The sequence below is a fragment of the Acinetobacter sp. XS-4 genome (assembly GCF_023920705.1).
Classification (GTDB): Bacteria; Pseudomonadota; Gammaproteobacteria; order Pseudomonadales; family Moraxellaceae; genus Acinetobacter.
Map to the genome: position 1 here is coordinate 2717321 of NZ_CP094657.1, position 22073 is coordinate 2739393.

Annotated in this window: 19 protein-coding genes; 16 read left to right on the forward strand and 3 right to left on the reverse strand. The window is 37.7% G+C overall.

The annotated features are described in order from the left end of the window. Positions 1 to 36: 36 nt before the first annotated feature. Together MMY79_RS12655 and MMY79_RS12660 are read right to left on the reverse strand one after the other, a co-directional pair. Positions 37 to 1983: a phosphatase PAP2 family protein gene (locus MMY79_RS12655; RefSeq protein WP_252609033.1), complete on the reverse strand. Its 1947-nt coding sequence runs from the start codon at positions 1981 to 1983 to the stop codon at positions 37 to 39. A 146-nt stretch (positions 1984 to 2129) separates the two neighbouring features. Beyond that, positions 2130 to 3509, reverse strand: coding sequence for an EAL domain-containing protein (locus MMY79_RS12660; RefSeq protein ID WP_252609035.1), 1380 nt, complete (start codon positions 3507 to 3509; stop codon positions 2130 to 2132). 365 nt (positions 3510 to 3874) lie between these two features. Here MMY79_RS12660 and MMY79_RS12665 point away from each other — a divergent pair, with 365 nt between their 5' ends. The 8 genes from MMY79_RS12665 (at position 3875) to MMY79_RS12700 (ending at position 13391) form a co-directional block, all read left to right on the forward strand. Then, complete coding sequence (locus MMY79_RS12665) at positions 3875 to 4381, forward strand: sigma-70 family RNA polymerase sigma factor (RefSeq protein WP_252609037.1); 507 nt, start codon at positions 3875 to 3877, stop codon at positions 4379 to 4381. Between the two features lie 32 nt (positions 4382 to 4413). After that, positions 4414 to 5370 carry a FecR family protein gene (locus tag MMY79_RS12670; protein WP_252609039.1) on the forward strand — a complete coding sequence of 319 codons (957 nt, stop codon included), beginning with the start codon at positions 4414 to 4416 and terminating at the stop codon, positions 5368 to 5370. A 68-nt stretch (positions 5371 to 5438) separates the two neighbouring features. Then, positions 5439 to 7970: a TonB-dependent receptor gene (locus MMY79_RS12675; protein ID WP_252609041.1), complete on the forward strand. Its 2532-nt coding sequence runs from the start codon at positions 5439 to 5441 to the stop codon at positions 7968 to 7970. Positions 7971 to 8123: 153 nt separating this feature from the next. Continuing rightward, positions 8124 to 8822: a DUF1826 domain-containing protein gene (locus MMY79_RS12680; RefSeq protein ID WP_252609044.1), complete on the forward strand. Its 699-nt coding sequence runs from the start codon at positions 8124 to 8126 to the stop codon at positions 8820 to 8822. A 65-nt stretch (positions 8823 to 8887) separates the two neighbouring features. After that, positions 8888 to 9706, forward strand: coding sequence for an isocitrate lyase/phosphoenolpyruvate mutase family protein (locus tag MMY79_RS12685; protein ID WP_252609046.1), 819 nt, complete (start codon positions 8888 to 8890; stop codon positions 9704 to 9706). Positions 9707 to 9754: 48 nt separating this feature from the next. After that, the gene (locus MMY79_RS12690; protein ID WP_252609048.1) at positions 9755 to 10336 is read left to right on the forward strand and encodes a GNAT family protein; all 582 of its coding nucleotides are present in this window, start codon (positions 9755 to 9757) and stop codon (positions 10334 to 10336) included. A gap of 158 nt (positions 10337 to 10494) precedes the next feature. Further along, complete coding sequence (locus MMY79_RS12695) at positions 10495 to 12666, forward strand: TonB-dependent siderophore receptor (protein ID WP_252609050.1); 2172 nt, start codon at positions 10495 to 10497, stop codon at positions 12664 to 12666. A gap of 47 nt (positions 12667 to 12713) precedes the next feature. Then, complete coding sequence (locus tag MMY79_RS12700; RefSeq protein ID WP_252609052.1) at positions 12714 to 13391, forward strand: hypothetical protein; 678 nt, start codon at positions 12714 to 12716, stop codon at positions 13389 to 13391. 135 nt (positions 13392 to 13526) lie between these two features. On the opposite strand, the gene MMY79_RS12705 is transcribed toward MMY79_RS12700, so the two are convergent. Continuing rightward, a complete protein-coding gene (locus MMY79_RS12705) occupies positions 13527 to 13997 on the reverse strand; it encodes a spore coat U domain-containing protein (RefSeq protein WP_252609054.1) in 471 nt (156 codons plus the stop codon). A 515-nt stretch (positions 13998 to 14512) separates the two neighbouring features. Here MMY79_RS12705 and MMY79_RS12710 point away from each other — a divergent pair. The 8 genes from MMY79_RS12710 to MMY79_RS12745 all read left to right on the forward strand — a co-directional run bounded on the left by MMY79_RS12710 (position 14513) and on the right by MMY79_RS12745 (position 22005). After that, on the forward strand, positions 14513 to 14950 hold the full coding sequence (locus MMY79_RS12710; protein WP_252609056.1) for a DUF2147 domain-containing protein: 438 nt from the start codon (positions 14513 to 14515) through the stop codon (positions 14948 to 14950). 333 nt (positions 14951 to 15283) lie between these two features. Further along, positions 15284 to 16363, forward strand: coding sequence for an ABC transporter substrate-binding protein (locus MMY79_RS12715; protein WP_252609058.1), 1080 nt, complete (start codon positions 15284 to 15286; stop codon positions 16361 to 16363). 9 nt (positions 16364 to 16372) lie between these two features. After that, on the forward strand, positions 16373 to 17152 hold the full coding sequence (locus tag MMY79_RS12720) for an ABC transporter permease (protein ID WP_252609061.1): 780 nt from the start codon (positions 16373 to 16375) through the stop codon (positions 17150 to 17152). Beyond that, positions 17152 to 17943 (forward strand): ABC transporter ATP-binding protein, encoded by a 792-nt coding sequence (locus MMY79_RS12725; protein ID WP_252609063.1) that lies wholly within the window; start codon positions 17152 to 17154, stop codon positions 17941 to 17943. The genes MMY79_RS12720 and MMY79_RS12725 overlap by 1 nt, the downstream gene beginning before the upstream one ends. Before the next feature lie 17 nt (positions 17944 to 17960). Next, entirely contained in the window at positions 17961 to 18983 is a 1023-nt protein-coding gene (locus MMY79_RS12730; protein ID WP_049836290.1) for a D-cysteine desulfhydrase, read from the forward strand. Position 18984: 1 nt separating this feature from the next. Beyond that, the gene (locus MMY79_RS12735; RefSeq protein WP_252609066.1) at positions 18985 to 19704 is read left to right on the forward strand and encodes an amino acid racemase; all 720 of its coding nucleotides are present in this window, start codon (positions 18985 to 18987) and stop codon (positions 19702 to 19704) included. Positions 19705 to 20020: 316 nt separating this feature from the next. Further along, positions 20021 to 20914 (forward strand): alpha/beta fold hydrolase, encoded by an 894-nt coding sequence (locus MMY79_RS12740; RefSeq protein ID WP_252609068.1) that lies wholly within the window; start codon positions 20021 to 20023, stop codon positions 20912 to 20914. 59 nt (positions 20915 to 20973) lie between these two features. Then, entirely contained in the window at positions 20974 to 22005 is a 1032-nt protein-coding gene (locus MMY79_RS12745; RefSeq protein WP_252609070.1) for a DUF6670 family protein, read from the forward strand. Positions 22006 to 22073 lie beyond the last annotated feature (68 nt).

The window sequence follows — 22073 nt, forward strand, 5'->3', positions numbered from 1 at the left end:
ACTTTTAACTATGGATATGGGTTATCCAAGTTCCGCTTATGACACCGTAAACTTAACGCTGTTATTTTGATAGATTGGCGTAATATCTTTGCCATTCAGTGTCACTTTTTTATAGGTGCCTTGAACTTTTTTTGCCGATAACACCGTATATGTTCCCGCCGCTAAATTGTCTTTTGAAACGAGCTGCAATGTTCCATTTAAGGTAAGCGTATTTGCTACCTGAACTGCTGGAAGTACATTCGATTTAAACGTGATGTTGAATGTGGTTCCTGCAAGCTGAGTTAGATTACCCTCAATATTAACTGGTTTAGCTGAGTTGGTTTTTAATAGGCTATTTTCATGCATATAAATATCGCCTTGGCCAGCACCATGCTCAGACAATATTTCTAAACCACCCTGCTTTAAATCAATACCACCAGTAAATGAATTATTTCCTGTCAGTGCTAAAGTTCCTGTGCCTGATTTGGTCAGTTTACCCGCACCCGTAATATCATTACTCCACTGATCATATTGGTTAAAGCCACCTAAACTCGCATCCATGGTCAGATTAACATCACCATCAAAACTGCCATAACCAGCACCCGCTCTAAACAGGTTTAAGCGACCATAGCCTTCAACGTCATCCATAACGGGATAGCCTGAAGCAAGTGCAGTTGATTTCAAAACCACACGGCGCTGATCGGCAGTTAAATAAGGAAGTCGAGTTTCCAATAAAATCTCTGCGCCTTTAGGTACTGTTGCTATTTTTGTTTTATCGCCAATTTGGTTAAAACCATAGGTCATCCAGTGATTAACCTGCTGTTTTAATTTTTCAAGATCGGCAAAACGGTCATTCGTGTCATAAGGTGTTTTGGCCAAACTATAAAATGATTCAAACGTTGAGCTATTGGTCTCTTTCATGAGCTGTGTTTGAGCTTGTAAATAAGCTTCTTTTCGTTGCTCTACAGTCATGGCATTTAAGTTTGCAACATCTGCGGCAATCGACTGAAGTCGTCCTCCAATCACGTCCATCGCTGAATGCATGCCCGCAATAATACGTGAATCACCAAGGTCCATACCGCGAGCAACCAGTTCCTGATAACGCTGAGGCACTAAATAAGCCATCGCAATTGCATTTCGGCCAGCTTCAGCTGTGTGCCCACTTGGGAAACCACCGTCAGTTGCGGGTGTACTACTTTTTGCAGGTTCTAAACTAGGTACAACAATGACTTCAGAACTCCAGCGCCACGGGCGAGCATATTTATAAAAACGCTTTGCTGACTCTGTCGATGAGTTATTCCCCATTGCTTGAACGAATTCAACCACTTTTCCAAAGTTGGCATTGCCATCGGCTGTGGTTAGTCCACTATTATTGCCTTTGTCATCGTATTTTACTTGTGCAGCATCGGCTGGCACCGAGTTGATTGTGGTGGTCTGCCCAGTGAGCTTTCTCCACGGATCGGTTAGCGCTCCCATTCCTGTTGTTACGCTATAGCTTTTTCCACGTCTGTCATCTAAATAGGCACGTATCGCTTCTGCGTCTGTACGTTTTTGCGTGGTTTGAATTGAATAGTTAATGTTGTAGTTCAATACATCTGCGTTCTTTTTTGTACCGTCTGTACTGTCGCCGGGTAAACCTGTCCAGTTTGATGCGACTACCGCTGGAAAACCATCTTTTGCCTCAGCAGATTGGCCTGCATCTACAAATAAACTTGAGGGTGTCCATACATCTAAAAAGCCGCTCAGCACACGTACGCCAGCATTTGTCTCAACAGTTGCATATCGTGCATCGCCACGTTGATTGGTCGTCCAAGAATCTACAATGGTTGTGATATTCGATGGAACTGGAGCGGTATCTTCAAATCCTACACCCTTTGGTGCTGCTGGTATTTCTTGGTTTACTATCGAATTATCATCTGAGCTATTGCTGTCATTACACCCCGTAAAAAAGACTGAACAAGAGATAAGAGAAAGTAAAAGTGTATTTATTTTAAAGCTTGACATGATGTGACCCGTTTAATAAATATCCGTATCTTTCACCATGAATGTTTAGCTGTTATTACATATCTACAATTAATTTAAATTTTTCTAAAGAATATAATTTCTTTTTTGCTTTCACTATTTGTCTATTTAAAGACTGAAAAATAGTTCTATTGCTTATTTTTGAAATAGCCAATCTGTTTTATAAAGTCATTTAATGGCATAGGAACTCCCCATAAATAGCCTTGAAACTCAGTGCATCCATTATTTTTAAAAGCACTAAATTGTTCAGTCGTTTCAATGCCTTCTACTAGCACCCGAAGGTTCAAATCCAGACCAATTTTAATAATGCCAGTCACGAGTTTATTACTACGTTTATCATCCAAAGCTGCTTGTACAAAGCTACGATCAATTTTGATTTGGCTAATGGGCATTTTTTGCAAATAGCTTAAAGATGAATAACCTGTACCAAAATCATCAAGGGAAAGCTGAATTCCATTCTTTGACAGGAAATGCATTTTTTCGATCATGCTTACACAATTATTTAAAGCAATATTTTCAGTGATTTCTAAAATGAGCCGAGATGGATTTATCTCATATTTTTGCACCATTCCAATCACGGTTTGCTCAAAGGTAGCTTGCATAAAGTGATCAGCACTAATATTGATTGAAAGCGTAAGATCTTTGGTCCCGGCTTTTTTGCTCCAGTCTTGTAAAACTTTGCAGCCTTGAGCTAACACCCATACTCCAATTTCCGGCATTAACCCAAAATTTTCTGCCGCTGGAATAAAATCTTTTGTTGGAACAGATCCTAAAGTAGGATGATGCCATCTTAATAAAGCTTCCGCGCCAATCAGCGTTTCAGACGAATTGATTTGTGGCTGATAAAAAAGCTCAAATTGTTGTTTCGCAAGGGCTAAGCGTAAGTCTTTCACCATGCTGTTTTCTATTTGTATCTCTAATTGCATGGTGTAAATTGAAATACAAATCATCAATGTAGCAGCACAAGTTGCAATCCATCCACCATGATCTCGAATATCTTCAGATAGTGGTATAGCACTCTCAAGATTAAAAGAGCTTCCACTAAAAAATATAAAACACCCAATCGACAATAAAATTAAAATGAATTGTAAATAACTTGGGTCTCTGCGGTAATTCAAATACCCCAATATCGCTCCAGCGGGTAAAAATAAATGAGCCACCTGCGGACGATCAACTGTAGCTATATCAAAAAATAGGCAAAATACGACTGGAAAAACCAGCAGAATGGCTTGTGAAAGAAGAATACCCGCTGAAATTCGATTTATATAAATAAGAAAAAGGCTAAAAATGGAGATCAGTGTAAAAAAGATATCCATATAAACAATCAACCATATTTGTGCAAATGCAAAATATAGAGTCCAAAACAAACAAAAAATGATGCAAATAAAAATATTTGCCTTGGCTGCGATTGTAAGCTGCTGGTCCTTTACACTGCGGTAATTTTTCTTGTGTTTTTTAAAGTAAGATGAAGCGATCATAAATAAATCAACCATATAATATTTCTTCATAGACCCCCATCTGGATCATTGATATCCCACTTCAAGATTCACCAATAAAACAAAATGTTTTATTCCTTGTTATTTATATAACTCATCTTGAGAACGTTGTTGTTTTATCGTGGTGGTATAGTTTGGTTGTTTAATTGAACGGTGTTGCTTATCAAACACCTTATAATTTAAAGGATCATCCCCTAAAGATACATGTGTCTGCGACTAAGGTACAGGCCTTAAATAGCGGAAAATTAAAGCACCAAAATTTTTAGAATATAAAGTTCCACTTATTGATATTAATAATAATTATCATTACTATTTAAGAATAATTTAACTGTGTGTTTAATTGTGCTACTCATTGCCAATTTGTGGACTCCGCTGCTATGAACCTCAATGTAGAGAAACAGGTATGGTTTAGCCAAATTTACCGTTCTCAGCAAACTACGCTTTTATCATGGTTTAAGCACAAACTTCAGCATCATCATCAATCTGAAGACCTGAGTCAGGAAGTGTTTTATCGTGCTTTAAAAAGTGAATATTGTTTTCAAAAAATTAAAGAGCCACAGGCATGGCTTATGGGCATCGCCAAGCATGTCATGATTGACTATTGGCGCCGTCAGCATATTGAAAACCTCTATCTAGATGCCCTACAGAACCTTCCAGAAGAATATTATCCCTCTGCCGAACATGAAGTTTATATTCAAGAAACTTTATATCAGGTTCATTTAATATTAGAAAAACTACCTACCCGAACGGCTCAGGTCTTTTTGATGTCTCAACTAGACGGCATGACTTATCGAGAAATTGGTGAAAAAATGAATATTTCTGAAGCCACTGTAAAAAGAGATATGAAACACGCTTTTTTGGCTTGTATAGACCTCTATAATTAACTCCTTTCAACGCACGCTCAAATTTCTACCGTATGTCAGATATTACTAAAATCCCTCATCATGTTTTAGATGCAGCCGCAGACTGGTTGGTACTCTTACATTCGGGTGAAATGACAGCGTTACAGCAGCAACAATTTGAGCAGTGGAAAGTCGAAAAAAAAGAACACCAGCTAGCACTCCAACAAATGGAAAAATTTAGCCATGGTTTATCAAACCTTGCAGGTAACTTCCCTTCCGAAGCTCTAGTTCAGTCTAATCAAAAATTTAATCTCGCTGCAAAACGCAATATGCTGTTAAGCCTTTCAGGTTTATTCATTGTTGGTTTGTCTGCCTATTTCATACCTTGGGAAAAATGGCAGTCGGACTACCACACCAAAGTAGGTGAAATTAAAAAAGTATCACTAAAAGATGGTTCTCAACTGATTATGGCAAGTGATTGCTATATCGATGTAAATTTCACGCAAGAGAAACGTCAGATAAAACTGATTGATGGAGAAATTTATATTGAAACGGCAAAGGATGCTCTACATCGGCCATTTATTGTCGAAACCAAGAATGGTTCAGTAGAAGCCTTAGGTACTCAGTTTACGGTTCGCCAAGAAAATAGCGAACAAACCAAAGTTAAAGTCTATAAACATGCGGTAGCCATTGAGCCAGAGAACGCTTCTAAACGCCAAATATTAAAACAAGGCCAACGTGCTTTTTTTGATGAAAAATATATATCAAAAGCTCTTCCTCTCGATAACGATCAGCCCTATTGGACCCAACAGCTTTTGGTTGTAGATCAATGGCCATTACAAAAAGTGCTGGATGAGCTATTTCGTTATAAAAAAGGAACCTACCATCTCGACCCAGAATTAAAAAAACTTAAAATTTCTGGTGTATTTTCTCTAAAGAACCCTCAGCAAAGCTTAGAAACTTTGGCATATAGTCATCAACTTGAACTGAACTATTACAGCCCCTATCTGTTAAATATTAAAAAAAGATAAAAAAATGTGACCCTTTTTTTGATCTGGTTCGACTTATAGAGAAATACACTCCCTGTCGAGAAGACCACATGAAGGATTATCAAGCAAAAAGTAAATTGGCTTTGGCTATACGTGCAGTGCTATGGAGTACGCCATTGGTGGTCACGGCGCTTACCTCAACGTCTATTTACGCTGCACAAACTTACAGTATTTCAATTCGCCAGAGCACGCTTGATCAGGCCATTAAACAACTGGCGATTCAAACAGGCACAACCATTAGCTACGATAATGCCAGTCTTTCAAAAACAAAAAGCAAAGCGCTTCAAGGGAATTACGCTGTTGAAGATGCTTTAAGTCTGTTATTACAAAACCATCCATTTGAAGCCGTTAAAGTAAACAATGGCGGCTATAGCATTCGAGTGAAGTCTTCTCCCGCTCCAATTGAACCCAAAGTTTTCCAGTTAGAAGCCATTAAAACTAAAGCAAATAATAGTAATAAATTTAATAAGGCGAGTGGTGAAACAGGTACGGCTCATTTAGAAACAATTCATATCAATGCTGATCATGGCGAAAATCTAACAACCGAAGGTTCTGGTTTATATACGGCGAAAGCAACCACCGCCTCTACTGGCTTAGCGTTAAGTTTGAAAGAAACACCGCAGCTCGTTAGTGTCATCACCAATCAACAAATGAAAGATCAGAACCTAACGCAATTAACCGATGTTGTCAGTCAAGCAGCTGGCCTTTCTATTAAACAAGGCGGCAATATTGGTAGTGATAATTCGCCTATTTACGCTCGCGGCAAAGAAGTAGATAGCTATTTACTCGATGGCGTGAAGCTCATGAGTTCATATGCAAGTATTTTCCAGAGTCAGGACATGGCTTTATTTGACCGTGTCGAAGTCGTGCGAGGTGCAAATGGCTTAATGACAGGTGCTGGCAGTGCAAGCGCAAGTATTAATCTGGTTCGAAAAAAACCATTACAGGACTTTAAGGCTTCGGTGAGTGCTGACATTGGTTCATGGGATTCTTACCGTACCGATATTGATGTTTCCACACCACTTAATGAATCAGGAAGTATTCGTGGCCGTACTCTTTTTGCCTACCAAAAGTCAGACTCTTATATCGACCGCTACAACGAAGAACGTAAAGTTGCTTATGCCGTAGTAGAAGCTGATTTAACTGAACAAACCAAAGCAAGTTTGGGTGCAAGTTACCAACAAATCGATTTGACTGGTGTCGCTAGAGGTGGTTTACCAAGCTTTTATACAGATGGCACACCGATTAATTGGTCACGCTCAGATTCAGCGGCAGCGAGTTGGACGGGTTCAGACCGCTCAACGACATCTTACTTTGCCGATATTGAACACCAGTTTAATGACCGCTGGAAATTAAAAGGTGTAGTATCTAGAACCATTACCGATTCAGATGAAATTGTAGGCTATACCTACTCAAGTAAAGGAATTGATAAAGTCACTGGCAGCGGGGCGATGTTATACGCAACCCGTTGGGATTATCGCCCTACTCAAGACTTGTTCAATTTAACCTTAAACGGTTCATTTGATTTATTTAATCAAACTCATGACGTGGTGTTAGGCACGACTTACACAAAAAGTAAAAATAAACGTCCTACCTATTCGGGCTGGAATAATGGAATGACATGGGATGGAACTCTAAAAAATATTTTTGCTTGGGATGGCAGTACACCTAACCGCCCCGAAACAAAAATAGATGGTTGGTACAGTGGAGATGATCGTAGCCAATCTATTTTTGGTGCTGTTCGTCTTAAAGCAACCGACAATCTTGCAGTCATTTTAGGCACTCGAATTGAAGACTGGGAACGCGTAACAGGTAACCATTCAAATGCTGATAATAAGACCACCTACACAACACAAGAAGAAAGTGGCAAGGTAATTCCATATGTAGGCATTACCTATGATTTCACTGACAATTGGACTGCTTACGCAAGCTACACCAATATTTTTTCACCACAAGATAAAAAAGCTGTTACAGGCGAATACATAGACCCATTAATAGGCAATAGTACCGAGCTGGGTATTAAGGGTGAGTTTTTTGATAATCAATTAAATGTTGGCGCTGCTATTTATCAAACTAAAGAGGACAATACAGCGATTGAGTTAGCCGATGTATTTGCTCCAGATGGTTCGCAAGCCTATCGAACAGAATCTGGTACCGAAAGCCGTGGCTTTGAAATTGAAGCGACAGGTAAATTGACTAATTTATGGCAAGTTTCTACAAGCTTTAGCCGTAACCTATCAAAAGATAGTCAAGACAACCGATTAAATACCGGCGTGCCAAATAATACAGCCAAACTGTTTACCACCTACACCCTACCTTATCTTGATGAAGCCCTCACTATTGGTGGCGGTGTTCGTTGGCAAAGCGAAATTTATGAAAAAAATGCGGTCTCTGCAACGGGTAGATTTACTCAAGAAAGTTACGCTTTGGTCGACTTAATGGCACGTTATAAGGTCAACAATAATTTAATGCTCAACTTTAATGTTAATAACTTATTTAATGAGAAATACCATTTAGCCACCACCAATAGCTATTACGGTGCTCCGACTAATTTTAGAGTGGGTGTGAAATATGAGTGGTAAATAAATTACTCGATTTTTAAAGATCTTACTTCAGAAGCAAATAATGCTCTTCTGAAGTAAGACTAAACTGGCTTAATAAATTGGAAGGGAATTTTTTTGGCTAAGCTCAGGCTATAATATTAGACATGCTCTATTATTTTATTTAATTCTCATATGAAGAATGCGTTTTCTGACAATAATCAAATTAGACAAGTGTCTAGTTTCCCTGAACTTGTAAATACAAAGTTTCAAGGAGAAACCAATGCCATGTGTTGGCACAGAAATCTGGTTGGCGACTTTAAAGAGATTGTGAATAAACTTCATTTAAAAGAAAATATTACAGAAGTTTCTGTTGAAGATCTTTTAGCGCTACAACTTTCAGAAAAAGGCAATCTGGCAAGAACAACTATTTTAGAAGATATCGAGCAATTAACTGATTTTGGCGCATCGCCAGTACTTAATTTACTTAAACATTATGAACGCGATGAAGAACTAGACTTCATTTCAACGGATGTATATTCATTTCATGTTGATCGCTCTCCAATTGATACCGATACTTTCTTATGTACCTATCACGGCGCTGCCAGTGATATTGTTTCCAATGATCAGGTTGAACAAAAAGTTTTAATTCCAGAAATTAGAGAAAAACTCAAAGAATTACATGATGGTCCAGAAGCTGATTTTGAAGCCTTTTTGGCAGAGTATTTTTTTGATTTGCATTATCAGCCTAAACCCAATGCTCAACCTGTAAATTTAGGCATGGGCCATATTTGGCGTTTGGCCGTAGATCATCCAACTCAAAAGGTTTTGCCTTGTGTTCATCGAGCGCCTGTTGAAAAAGATGGTGAGTATCGATTACTGTTGATTTGTTAAATGTTTTAGGGCTTAAGGTTGGATGATTAAATTTAATCTCATCCGTTTAAAAAGAGTACCAAATAATGAAAACATCAGTAGATGAGAAAAGAAAAATTTTCCGTGATCTCCATAAAGACGGATGTTTTATTTTACCTAATCCTTGGGATGCAGGCAGCGCAAAGGTACTCGAACAACTCGGCTATAAAGCACTTGCAACAACAAGCTCAGGCTATGCATGGTCTTCTGGAAAGGCAGATGGTCAACTCGACAGAGATGAAACATTGGCACATTTACGTTACATGGTTCAGTCGACCAACCTCCCTATTAATGCTGATTTTGAAAGTGGGTTTTCAGATACTACACAAGGTGTTATTGAAAATGTGCATATGGCATTAGATACAGGAATAGCGGGTATTTCTATTGAGGATTCGACTGGAAATATGGAGAAGCCTCTACGAGATATCTCCGATGCAATTGAAAGAATCCGAGCCGTTCGTATAGCGATCGATCAAAGCGGAACGAATACGATGCTTATAGGCCGTGCCGAAAACTTCTTTGTTGGTGTACCCGATTTAGAAGACACCATTAACAGATTGAAAGCATATTCAGAGGCTGGTGCTGACTGCCTATATGCACCCGGCATCAAAACACGAGAACAAATTATTGCTGTCGTTAATGCTGTTGCACCAAAACCAGTAAATGTTTTAATTGGCTGGGATAGTGATTTAACAGCAGCAGAGCTTGCAGATTTGGGTGTAAGACGTATTAGCTTGGGTGGAGCATTAGCTCGTACAGCTTGGGATGGATTTATTAAAGCAGCGAGTGCTATTGCCGAATCAGGTAACTTCCATTCACTTCATACTTCGGTTTCAAGTAGTGATCTAAATAGTCGGTTTAAATAAGATTTGGGTACCACTCTTTTTTGATAACTTTCAGATAGGACCTCTGTTATGACCCCAAACATCATACTTTCAAGTGATCGTATTCGGTTACGCCTTTTAACGATTGAAGATTCAAAAGATTTAATATCTGCTGCTTCAGATGGAGAACTATGGAACCTCCCTTTCACTGTTGTACCTTCAGCAGAGACAATAGATGACTATATCCACCATGCACTAGAAGGTTACCAAGCGGGTACTGTTCTTCCTTTTACAATTGAAGATATCGCTACAGGAAAAATCATTGGGTCTACAAGATTTTGGAAAATAGACAGAAAAAATTTAAAGTTAGAAATTGGAAGTACTTGGTACTCAAAATCTTGGCAGCGAACCTATGCAAATACCGAGGCAAAATATTTGCTTCTTCAATATGCCTTTGAGGAATTAAATTGCGTCAGGGTTCAGCTTACAACAGATGTCCTCAATGAAAAATCACAGAATGCAATTTTAAGACTCGGTGCCCAGAAGGAAGGTGTTGTAAGAAATGAGAGAATTATGCCAGATGGGAGAAAAAGGAATTCTGTCAGATTCAGTATCATTGATGAAGAGTGGCCAAAAATAAAAGAGAATCTTATTAAAAAGTTAAATTATTAATCATTTTTCTTCTCTTTTATTCCCCTTCAAAACATTGCAAATGAGTCTCATTTATATATACTTTACACACTTTTTTTGAGTCTAATCGGCACTCCTGTTCGCTTGAATAGTCGCTCTTTTTTAGCCTTTCACGATGTTTATATCACTTAGGTATACGTATGTTTGCTTTCTCCCCGCGTAAAAATTTAATTACTGTTGAAATTTTAAAACATAGTAGCCCCTTGCTTTTATCCCTCATCCCTATCATATCTTGGGCAGAAACAACGGCGATCCAACCAGCGCAACTAGAGACTATTAAAGTTCGGGCTGAAGCGAACTCAAGCTACATCGAAACTCAAACAGCATCGACTTTACGAGGCAATCAAAAAAATTTAGAAAGTCCACAAACCGTAAATGTCGTTTCTAAGCAATATATGAAAGACTATTTACCTGCAAATTTGGATAATGCACTGACCCAAGTCAGCGGCATTACGCAAGGTAATACTTTAGGCGGTACGCAAGATACCGTAATGAAGCGTGGTTTTGGTGACAATCGTGATGGTTCAATTACTGTAAATGGTATGCCGATTGTGCAAGGCCGAACCATGAACGCAGCAGTTGAACAAGTTGAAGTTTTAAAAGGTCCATCTTCACTACTCTATGGCATTATGGACCCAGGTGGTGTGGTCAATGTTATTACAAAGAAACCAGAAACCACTCAAAAAACTGAATTTTCAGTATATGGTTCAAGTTTTGCTGCGGGTAAAAATGGTTTAGGCGCAAGCATAGATACCACGGGCGCGATTAGTGACAGTAACTTTTCCTATCGCTTTATTGCTGATCACTCAGATGCGGACTATTGGCGTAATTTTGGCAATCTCAAACAGTCATTAATTGCTCCATCTTTAGCGTGGGATAATGGTCAAACTAAAGTGAACCTGAGCTATCAATACCGCCACTTTGATGTGCCTTTTGACCGTTCTACCGTTTTTGACCCAAAAACAAATAAAGCCCTACCCGTTTCTAAATATCAACGTCTAGATGAAGCTTTTAACCAAATGAAAGGTGAAGATCATCTGGCACAACTGTTAGTTGATCACAAGATTAATGATAATTGGTCAGCTCACTTAGGCTATACCTATAACTACGAAACTTATGATGCCAATCAGTTACGCGTGACCAAGTTAGATACGACCAAACACACCGTTACACGTCGTACAGATGCCACCTTAAATGCAGAAAGCATAGACAGCAATGCCCAAGCCTATATCACTGGTTCAACCAATCTATTTGGTTTAAAACATGATATTCAAATTGGTTCAGACATCGAATATCGTAAATATTTCCGTCCAGATATGGTTCGAGGTGATACCTCAACCTTAGATTATTTAAATCCAAGTTTTGGAACTGTTGAACCATCTCAAAATGTTGTCGCATCAGATAGCGACCAAACAGATAAACTACATACTTATGGTTTTTATGTTCAAGATGCCATTCATTTAAATGAGAAATGGATTGCTGTACTTGGTGGTCGTTACCTTAACTATGAGCAAACTGCTGGACGTGGCAGACCGTTTAAGGAAAATACTAACACCAATGATGATGCCTGGCTCCCACATGCTGGTTTAGTCTATCAATGGAATGACCAACTTTCATTCTATGGTAGTTATACCGAGTCACTTAAACCATCTTCTTCAATTGCTCCTTTAGGCGGCGATGCGATCATTAATGCAGATGTTCAGCCTGAACAAGCTAAGTCTTATGAAGTTGGTGCAAAATACGAGTTAAATGACCGTATTAAAGCCAATTTTGCAATCTATGACATTAAAAAACGTAATGTTTTAGCTAAAGTCACCAACTCATCTACTAATGAAGTCGAACTACATACAACGGGTGCTGTTCGTTCTAAAGGTGCTGAACTCGACCTGACAGGCCGTCTAACAGATCAGCTTGATGCCACCCTCACCTATGCCTATACAGACGCTAAAGTGACTGAAGATGAAAGTGGCCTAGAAGGTAACCGCCTAAACAATGTGGCGCGTAATACAGCTTCTCTGGCATTAGCCTATAATTATGGGCAGCTTTACAACGGTAATTTACGTTTAGGTTTGAGCGGTAATTATGTAGGAAAACGTGCTGGGGATTCGGAAAATACCTTTGATCTACCTGACTATACGCTGGCTAACGCCTTTGTGAGTTATGACACCACCATTGCTAAACAAGCAGTTACTTTCCAATTTAATTTAAATAATATCTTTGACACTACTTACTACACAGCTAGCGTCAATAATTTGACTGTATCTCAAGGTGACTCTCGCCAAGCAGTATTACGCGCAACCTTTAAATTTTAAAACACAGGATCAGAGCAGTGTTAAATCACTGCTCTTTCGAGAACAATATGAAAAAGCTTCTTTCTACGGTAGTGTTGATTGGCACACTGTTTAGCTCTTCTGTTTATGCCCAAACACGAATTGCCCTGATTTCACAGATCAAGGGTTCATCAGCTGGTACAGATGTCGCTATTCAAAAATACTTGCAGAGCAAAGGCTATCAAGTTGAGATATTAGATCAATCTGTTTCACCAAATAATTTAAAGAACACAGATTTAGTCATTATCTCTTCTACAGTCGCTTCTAAAAATCTTCAATCGGGCTGGCGCCAACTGCCCGTTCCACTGATGACGTGGGAAAACGATTATCTTGATGATTTAGCTATGACAGGTAAACGAATTAATAGCGATTTTGGTGAAGTCGAGAAAGAACGTTATTTGTGGTTGGTCAATGCGCCACATCCTCTCTCTGCGCATCTTTCTGCGGGAACTCACAATGTGTATAAAGCCCAAGCGCCTATGAGTTGGGGCAACCCGGGTTTAGGTGCCACCATTATTGCGACTGTGTATGGGGAACCTGAAAAAGTGGCAATCTGGGGTTATGAGAAAGGTGCAACCATGGATTATGAGTCTCTAGCACCTGCAAAAAGACTTATGTTTTTTCTTAACAACGACACATTTACCAATCTTTCTGAAGATGGATTAAAACTGTTTGATGCCTCAATTCAATGGTTGAGCAATAAATAAAATCATTTATTCAGCTCAACAAGGTTTCATTCATCGCACCTTGTTGAGCTGTGCAAGAATCTGATATCAAATCGCAGTTATTAAAATATTGGCCTTTCAGCTTTACAGCAGAAGCGCTTTATTAATTTTCTTTTATTAATATATAACGTTCACACGTACCCAATCTTCATATTTGGTGGCCTGAACATTGGTACTTGATGTAATTGCCCCATGAATAGGAATATTTTCTTTCATTCCTGTCGCAATTCCTGAATGTATTTTACTTCCTGACCCTCCCCAAATTTGAGTATGGCCAGCATCTTGATACAGTACATATGCAACAGATGCGGGGCTGGCAGCAGATTTAAGTTCAAAGTTATTGTCTGAAGTTACCGCCAATTGATACGGCGTATTTTGACTACATTGCACAGATACATCCGTTCTTGCAGCAGCAACTGGCTGAGAACGAACCACTGAACCAAAATCTAAGTTTCCTTGTGTGGAAACTTCACACGTTTCAATAATTGTTAAACTGACCCTTAATGATGTAGATGCATTTCCAGCATCTGCACTATTTATTGTCAGCATACTCATCAGAGAAAATAAAGTGGATTTAAGGACTTTCATTTTTTCTCCTTATCTTTTGTTCTAATGTCTATTCATCTTTATATTGTGTTTTTTCTGTTCTGGTTAAAGAAACAGCTTCAGGATCTTTTAGTTATAAAACTTAATATTGCACACTGTCAATAAATACTAAACACATGATTTGAATGTTATTTTTATAATTTGTGACGCATCACACGCAATCTAACTAATTCAAAAAGTAGTTGATATTTTTATCTTCTTTTAAAACACATTTTGTCATCAATTATTACACTATATACCTTCCTATTCATCACATACTTTTAAAAGTCTTAATAATTTATAATCTCATAATCAACTTTTAACGCTATATTTTATAATTGTGTTCATTCTCGCAATTGCATAAAAAAACCGATCAAAATAATATCCACATAAATAGATTATTACTTTACATATTATTTAGCTTATAGATTCAATACCAAGAAAACTATGAAGTTAAATTTAAAATGAATAATTCAGACCTTTAAAACCATCCATTTTTAATTAGAGAAATGATTGATATGAAAAAATATTTATTCTTACTTTTACTTAGTTTGTATTCAGTTCATTCATTTGCTTCAGACAAGCTACATGGCAGTGTTTGGAAAACAATTGATGATGTAACCAATCAACCGAGAGCACTAGTAAGATTTAGCGAAGATAAGAATGGCAATCTGTCTGCGAACATCGAAAAAATACTTGTTCCAAATGAGGCCAACAAATGTACGATGTGTGAAGGGATCTACAAAAACAAATCTTTAATTGGTTTAACCATTGTCAAAAATTTAAAAAGTGTTGGTCAAAATAAATATGACAAAGGATCTATCCTCGACCCGCAGTCAGATAAGACTTATAAATTTAGTGTAACCGTATCACCAGATGGTGAAAAACTGATTGCTCGTGGATACATTGGTATCTCTGCAATTGGTCGAAACCAAACGTGGTATCGAATTAAGTAAGCTTCTATATCGTTAAAAGCCTTATTTATAAATTGCATGGTTTTTTGAAGTCATCATTTACCTCAAAAGCCATGTGATTTTTGAATATTCTTAAGTTAATTAATAATTTTAATCATGTATTAAACCTATAAGTAAATAGTTTTAAAAAGTTCTTATTTTTTCATGCACCAATTTTAACTCAAAGTATAACTACCAACTTTAAGTGATAAATAATGCTTTTTTATTCATAAATATAAACTCATCTTTGCATATATCCATTCCACTTTTTCATATTTTTATTAATCATAAATTTTCACTAAGATCGAATAAATTTCGAAAATTACTGGAAATATAATGTTGTTTGCAACACGTTTTCACTTAAAAAACGCTGTCTTATCAGTAGGGGTTCTCAGCTTTGCACTTTTAACAGGTTGTGGAAATAATTCACAGCAAAATAATGAAACTAAAGCAGAAGCTTCTCAAACTGCGCCTGCCGCTGAACTGCCTAAAGAAGTACGTTTTGCTTGGGGCGGTGGTCCACGAGTTTGGGTTCTTGGTAAAGCTGATGGAGATTTTGAAAAAGCTTTAGGTACAAAAATTAAGTGGGTTGAATTTGCTTCGGGTGCAGATGTAATTAATTACTTCGCCGCAAATGAAATTGATATTGCTCGTTTTGGCTCAAGCCCAGCTGTTGCAGGTATTACTCGCGGATTACCAATTGAAATCATTGGTTTGGAAGGTCTAATTTCTGGTGCAGAACGTTTAATTGTTCGTCCTGATATTAAAAATCTGCAAGATCTGGTTGGTAAAAAAGTTGCCTTCCCTGCCAACTCCACCGCGCAATATGCTTTAGAACAAGCGCTTGCATTAAATAAAATTGATAAATCAAAAATCAAATTAATTCCACTTAAGCCTGCTGAAATTGTTTCTGCATGGACACGTGGTGATATTGATGCAGCCTATGTTTGGGGACCATTTACTCAACAACTAGAGAAAGAAGGCGGTAAAGAAATTTATCGTACAACGACGCTGAATGAAAAAGGTATTTTGGTTTATAACAACTTTGCTGTCCGCAAAGAGTTTGCAGAAAAACACCCTGACCTTGTAATTAAGTTCTTGAAGGCTTACCAAGATCAAGTTGATGAATATAAACGTGATCCTAAAGCTGCTTCTGAAAAAATCTCTAAATACTTAAGTCTTCCATATGACCAAGTCGAAACCACACTTGCCGGTATCGAATATATTCCACTGAAAGATCAAACCTCTGAAAAATATTTGGGTGCAACATCAAACGATGAGAATTCTGGCTTGGCTAAAGCAACTCAAGATATTGCTAAATTTTTAGTCAATATTGGCGAGTTAAAACAATCGGATGTTCCAAAGAGCTATGCGCCTAATATCAACAGTAAATACCTTATTGAAGCAACAAAATAAGGTTATGAAATGATTCAGTTGAACCCGTTTAAATTAAAAGTGATTAGTGCATTATCGCTAATCACTTTTGTGATTATTTGGCAGCTTGTGAGTACATTCAAACTTGTCTCACCAATTTTGTTGCCCTCTCCTCTACAGATTTTAGATACAGTTTTAGATTTATTTAAAAATGGTTATCGGGATGCTCCTTTTTATCAACACATTTTAGTCAGCACGGCGCGTGCCTTCTTTGCATTCTTCGTTGCAATCGTTATTGGTGTGCCTTTGGGATTATTAATGGGTCGTAGTCCTGTACTTAATGCCATTTTAGATCCATTTGTACAATTCTTACGTCCTATTCCCAAAATTGCCCTCATTCCATTGGTGGTGGTTTGGCTAGGGATTGGTGAAGAATCTAAATTTTTCCTTATTTTCATTGCGACTTTACTTAGCGTTATTGTGGGTGCAACCGCAGCAAGCCAAAACGTTCCATATGGTTTGATTCAAGCAGCACAAACGATGGGCTTAGGAAAAACAGCAATCTTATTCCGTGTCATTTTACCCTCTTCGCTTCCTGAAATTTTCACCACCATTCGTTTATCTATTGGTATTGGTTGGACATCATTAATTGCAGCGGAAATGGTTGCAGCAACTTCTGGTTTAGGCTGGATGATTATTAACGCAGGTTCTTATTTGCGTACAGATGTTGTGATTGTCGGGATTATTTTACTTGGAACAATTGGCTTTATTTTAGATTGGCTCATTGTGAAAGCACAGCAAAAATGGGCCCCTTGGACAGGAAAAGCATAATGACTCAACCCTTTATTGAGCTAAATAATGTTCAGAAAATATTTAAACAAAACAAAACGGAAAATACGGTCTTAGAAGATATCAATCTTAAAATTCCTGAAGGTCAGTTTGTTTGCTTACTTGGGCCTTCTGGCTGTGGTAAATCAACTATTTTGAACTTGCTTGCTGGTTTTGAAAAACCAACTTTAGGTGAGATTTATGTAGATGGTCAAACCATCTCAGCACCGGGCATTGACCGAGCTGTTGTATTTCAACAAGCTCAGTTATTTCCTTGGCTCACCATAAAAGAAAATATTCAATTTCCACTTAAACAATCAAAAGCTGAAGCTAAATATATTGCTGAGCAAACTGAATATTATTTAGAAAAAACGGGCTTGAAGAAATTTGAAAACCATCGAATTTGGCAAATATCGGGTGGTATGAAGCAACGTGTTGCTATTGCCCGTGCGTGGGTCATGAAGCCAAAGATTTTATTGATGGATGAGCCTTTTGGGGCTTTAGATGCTCAAACACGTATTTTGATGCAGGAAACACTGACTCAGCTTTGGCAAGACAACAAAACCACCGTTTTATTTGTTACTCACGATATTGATGAATCTCTACTTTTAGCAGATCGCATTATTTTAATGGCAGGCCATCCCGGGCGTATTGCCGAAGATATTCAAGTGAATTTACCTCGTGCGCGTAGCATTGAAAATATTGCGCCACAGCAAGAATTTATTGAAACAAAAAAACATATTTTAGAAATTATGCGCAAAGAAGTAAGTCGCATGATTGATTACATACATTAAATTTTTAGGACATTATTATGTTATTAAGTCATTTACCGCGCGTTCAACTGGTTCATGCGCCTACTCCTCTAGAGTTTTTACCTAACTTAACTAAAGCGTTAAATGGTCCCCAGATTTACATCAAACGAGACGATGCGACAGGGCTGGCTACAGGCGGTAATAAAACCCGCAAATTAGAATTTTTAATTGGTGATGCACTTGCAAAAGGTGCTACACATGTACTCACTCAAGGTGCAACTCAATCTAACCATGTTCGCCAAACGATTGCAGCGGCAAATAAATTTGGTTTAAAGGCATCTGTTTTACTCGAACAACGCGTTAGTGATGGTACAGATGAATATTACAATAATGGAAACTTATTGCTCGACGAGATTTTAGGCGCAACATCAATTGAGGTTGTTCCGGGTGGCACAGATATGGTTGCGGCTTTAGAAGCCAAAGCAAAAGAATTAGAACTACAAGGTGAACGTCCGTACATTATTCCGGGCGGTGGCTCAAACGCTATTGGAGCTTTAGGTTATGTCTCAACAGCAATTGAATTAATTAACCAACTTAACCAAATTCAGCTGGCTCCGACTCATCTTGTACATGCCACAGGTAGCACGGGTACTCAAGCTGGCCTTTTAGCGGGTATTGCGGCAACTCACTCAAACTTACCAGTACTCGGTATCAGCGTTCGTGCTGAAAAATCCAAACAAGAAGAAAATGTTTATAAACTTACTCGTGCAACTTTAGAACATCTGGGTTTAAGCGCAGATCTTATTGCTCGTGAAAAAGTGATTGCAAATAGTGACTATGTTGGCGATGGCTACGGTATTCCAACTGATAGCATGGTTGAGGCTGTTGAATTACTGGCTCGAACTGAAGGTATTTTGCTTGACCCTGTTTACTCAGGTAAAGGTTTTGCGGGCTTAGTCGACCTCATTCGTCAGGGTCATTTCACTAAAGATGATAAAGTGATCTTCCTTCATACAGGCGGTGCCGTAGGCTTATTCGGTTATCGTAAAACCTTCTCTAACAAAGATGCATACCGTTTGTAAGATGACAGAATTTTCAGAGCTCCCCACCCTTGGAATTTTGGGTGGTATGGGACCGGGCGCTGCTGTTGATTTTCAACAGCGTCTGCTCGATGCAAGCCCTGCTACTAAAGATCAGGAACATATTCCAACAATCGCTTGGAATCATGGTGGTATTCCAGACCGACAACTTGCACTTAAAAACCTAGGTGAAAGTCCTTTAAACGCCATGTTACATGGACTAAAAATTTTAGAGCGTAGCGGTGTCTCTAAAATCGCCATTCCATGTAATACCGCACACTTCTGGCATTCTGACTTACAACAACACACCCCTATTGAAATCTTAAATATGGTTGAAATTACGGTGCAACAGATTTTAAAGAATTATCAATCTGATGATAAAGTTGGAATATTGGCAACCAAAGGTGCCCTTTCTACTCAGTTGTATCAACATGAGTTAAGCAAGCATGACATTCCTTTTGTCATTCATTCGGATGAGGAAATTGAACAGGAATTTATGCCCGCTGTTTATGCCGTAAAGCGTAATGAATCGGCTAAAGCGGGTGTCGTTTTTCAAGAATTAAGCCAAAGACTCATAGATAAAGGTGCTGGTTCGATTATTTTAGCTTGTACAGAAATTCCGATCGGGTTACATGCAATCCAATCTCCAATTTTAGATGTGAGCTTTGATACCACACAAATTTTGGCAGATGCTTGTGTAAATTGGTTTTATCGAAAGTTTTGATTAGGCGACAGCTCGTTTCTATTGTATGTCTAACAAAACTCTTTAAATTACTATCAAAATGAAAAAATAATTTGACCCTTGTTCACTATTTTTAATGCCATCTAGGTCAAACACAATATTCTAAATAAAGTTAAAATATTATAAGATGGCATATCTTTTTTTAAAAAGATTCTATAAATAACAACAATATAAATTATTTAATTTTTCTCAATTCAGGACAAAAAAACAAATTTATTAAAGTTCTGTGTCACGAAAGTACATTCACTTCATTATTCAAAAACGATATTTTTTTGAGAGACAGAAATGAGATCAAAATATGAAAAATCACACAGATATTATCTCTGAAATAAATACTAGAGCACCAAATATATCAAAATATTTAACCTCTAGAATTACAGAGCATAATAGAAAAGGTTTAACATTTAATGTAATTGACTCTGGTCCTCTTGATGGGAAGTTAATCGTGCTTCTCCATGGTTTCCCCGAAACTGCAAGTAGCTGGAATCAAGTCAGTAATATATTAAATGAGCATGGTTATAGAACCTTAGCGATTGATCAGCGGGGATATAGCCCAGCAGCCTCCCCTAAAGGTCGCTTCAAATATAGCGTAGCTGAGTTAGTTGAAGATGTTTACAGCTTGATAAAAACTCTTGATCAACCTGTATATCTGATGGGACATGATTGGGGTTCAATCGTTGCTTGTGAACTAGCACTTAAACATCCAGAGGCTGTAACCCACTTAACGCTAGTATCTGTACCCCATAAAGGTGCTTTCTTAAAAGCAATGTTAAGTAGCACACAAATCTTTTCTTCTTATTATATGGGGTTATTTCAATTACCAATCATCCCAGAATTCATGTTTAAAAGAACCAAATTTTTGGGACATTATTTCTTAAGAAACTCAGGGATGACACCTGAACAACTCTCAACTTTTGATAAAGATTTCATTCAGGAAAATCGCTTAGGAACTGCTATTAATTGGTATCGCAGTATGCTAATTAGCTCTCCACTTTCACTATTTAAAAAAGTAGATGTACCTACTCTATTTGTATGGGGAAGTGAAGATATAGCCGTTTCAAAAAAGAGTGCTGATCTGAATAAGAATTTTTTTAGCAACCAATATCATGAAGTTTTTATAAAGACTACTCACTGGATTCCAGCACAGAATCCTAATGAACTCAGTCAATATTTTTTAAATGCGGTTTCATAAAACTTGTTTTGCATTCTATTCAAAATTTATTTAATTATTTGCCTATATTGAGAGTTAATATGAATTTTCCATTATTACCATCAAATATTGTTTTACCCTCTAAAATCATTAATGCAGTGGATCGCTCTGGTTTAATTAATAGCCAACCATTTGATATCAGCACCGAAACTCACACGCCCCAAGGTAAGTATACTGCTGTGCATTACGGCGTAATGATTCCTAATTTACCTGCACCCTTTAATTTTCTAAATCTTATTACTGTAGTTGGCCAGCCTAAAGTTAAGATCTTTAGAAACGAACATTTAATAAAGACGTCAGCAATTGATACAGCCAACTTGCTCATAGGTACAGGGGTAGGAACTCCTGAACATTTTAATGGTTATAGTGTCAAAAATGATTGTGAACTATTGTCCAATGGAGCGTCTTTGCGTTTTGGTAACGATCTTCTTTTAGAAGGAACATACCCTCATTTTCATGCTGTTAGAAAAGACCATCAATTTAATTTTGATCTAACAATTAATGCGACAGACAAAATAGCCCAATTTGCAGATTTGGCAGGTGGGTTATACCAACATTGGGCGCTGTTATGCCAATATGAGGGATTCTTAGAATATAAAGGAGAGAAAACAGCCGTTAAAGGTCTTTGTACTTACGAGTATGCGCGTGCAGCCAATATTAATTTAGTCATGAAGTACTTTACCTATCAGATTTTAAATATTGACGATCAAACACAAGTGCTTTTAGTTGAGATTCTTGGACCATTAAATGTAGTTTTACAACAACGTGTCTATGTCCGATCTGTCGATGACCACGGCGATATTTATTCTCGTGGATTTAATCTTACTGTTAGTGAATTTGAAGAGAACAGAGTCACGACACCAAACAATTTAAGTATGAGATTACCTCGTAAATTCACGTGGAAGGTTGATGATAATTCAGGCAATCCATTAATTGAAATTGAAGGTATTGCCAATCGAGACTTTAAATATGGTATGGGTGGTGGATATGCGGGAAGTTACCAATATAAAGGGAAATTCCGTAATAAATCGATTACAGGAACTGGCTATATTGAATATTTAGACCTTCGATAAAAAGCCAAGCAAAATAAGAATATTTGAAAAATCTAAAGCCCTCGCTTGAGGGCTAAAGTTAATTTATT

Bases quoted from the DNA above. Each gene is read 5' to 3' on its own strand.
- MMY79_RS12655 (WP_252609033.1), bottom strand. From the start codon at position 1,983: ATGTCAAGCTTTAAAATAAATACACTTTTACTTTCTCTTATCTCTTGT.
- MMY79_RS12660 (WP_252609035.1), bottom strand. From the start codon at position 3,509: ATGAAGAAATATTATATGGTTGATTTATTTATGATCGCTTCATCTTAC.
- MMY79_RS12665 (WP_252609037.1), top strand. From the start codon at position 3,875: ATGAACCTCAATGTAGAGAAACAGGTATGGTTTAGCCAAATTTACCGT.
- MMY79_RS12670 (WP_252609039.1), top strand. From the start codon at position 4,414: ATGTCAGATATTACTAAAATCCCTCATCATGTTTTAGATGCAGCCGCA.
- MMY79_RS12675 (WP_252609041.1), top strand. From the start codon at position 5,439: ATGAAGGATTATCAAGCAAAAAGTAAATTGGCTTTGGCTATACGTGCA.
- MMY79_RS12680 (WP_252609044.1), top strand. From the start codon at position 8,124: ATGAAGAATGCGTTTTCTGACAATAATCAAATTAGACAAGTGTCTAGT.
- MMY79_RS12685 (WP_252609046.1), top strand. From the start codon at position 8,888: ATGAAAACATCAGTAGATGAGAAAAGAAAAATTTTCCGTGATCTCCAT.
- MMY79_RS12690 (WP_252609048.1), top strand. From the start codon at position 9,755: ATGACCCCAAACATCATACTTTCAAGTGATCGTATTCGGTTACGCCTT.
- MMY79_RS12695 (WP_252609050.1), top strand. From the start codon at position 10,495: ATGTTTGCTTTCTCCCCGCGTAAAAATTTAATTACTGTTGAAATTTTA.
- MMY79_RS12700 (WP_252609052.1), top strand. From the start codon at position 12,714: ATGAAAAAGCTTCTTTCTACGGTAGTGTTGATTGGCACACTGTTTAGC.
- MMY79_RS12705 (WP_252609054.1), bottom strand. From the start codon at position 13,997: ATGAAAGTCCTTAAATCCACTTTATTTTCTCTGATGAGTATGCTGACA.
- MMY79_RS12710 (WP_252609056.1), top strand. From the start codon at position 14,513: ATGAAAAAATATTTATTCTTACTTTTACTTAGTTTGTATTCAGTTCAT.
- MMY79_RS12715 (WP_252609058.1), top strand. From the start codon at position 15,284: ATGTTGTTTGCAACACGTTTTCACTTAAAAAACGCTGTCTTATCAGTA.
- MMY79_RS12720 (WP_252609061.1), top strand. From the start codon at position 16,373: ATGATTCAGTTGAACCCGTTTAAATTAAAAGTGATTAGTGCATTATCG.
- MMY79_RS12725 (WP_252609063.1), top strand. From the start codon at position 17,152: ATGACTCAACCCTTTATTGAGCTAAATAATGTTCAGAAAATATTTAAA.
- MMY79_RS12730 (WP_049836290.1), top strand. From the start codon at position 17,961: ATGTTATTAAGTCATTTACCGCGCGTTCAACTGGTTCATGCGCCTACT.
- MMY79_RS12735 (WP_252609066.1), top strand. From the start codon at position 18,985: ATGACAGAATTTTCAGAGCTCCCCACCCTTGGAATTTTGGGTGGTATG.
- MMY79_RS12740 (WP_252609068.1), top strand. From the start codon at position 20,021: ATGAAAAATCACACAGATATTATCTCTGAAATAAATACTAGAGCACCA.
- MMY79_RS12745 (WP_252609070.1), top strand. From the start codon at position 20,974: ATGAATTTTCCATTATTACCATCAAATATTGTTTTACCCTCTAAAATC.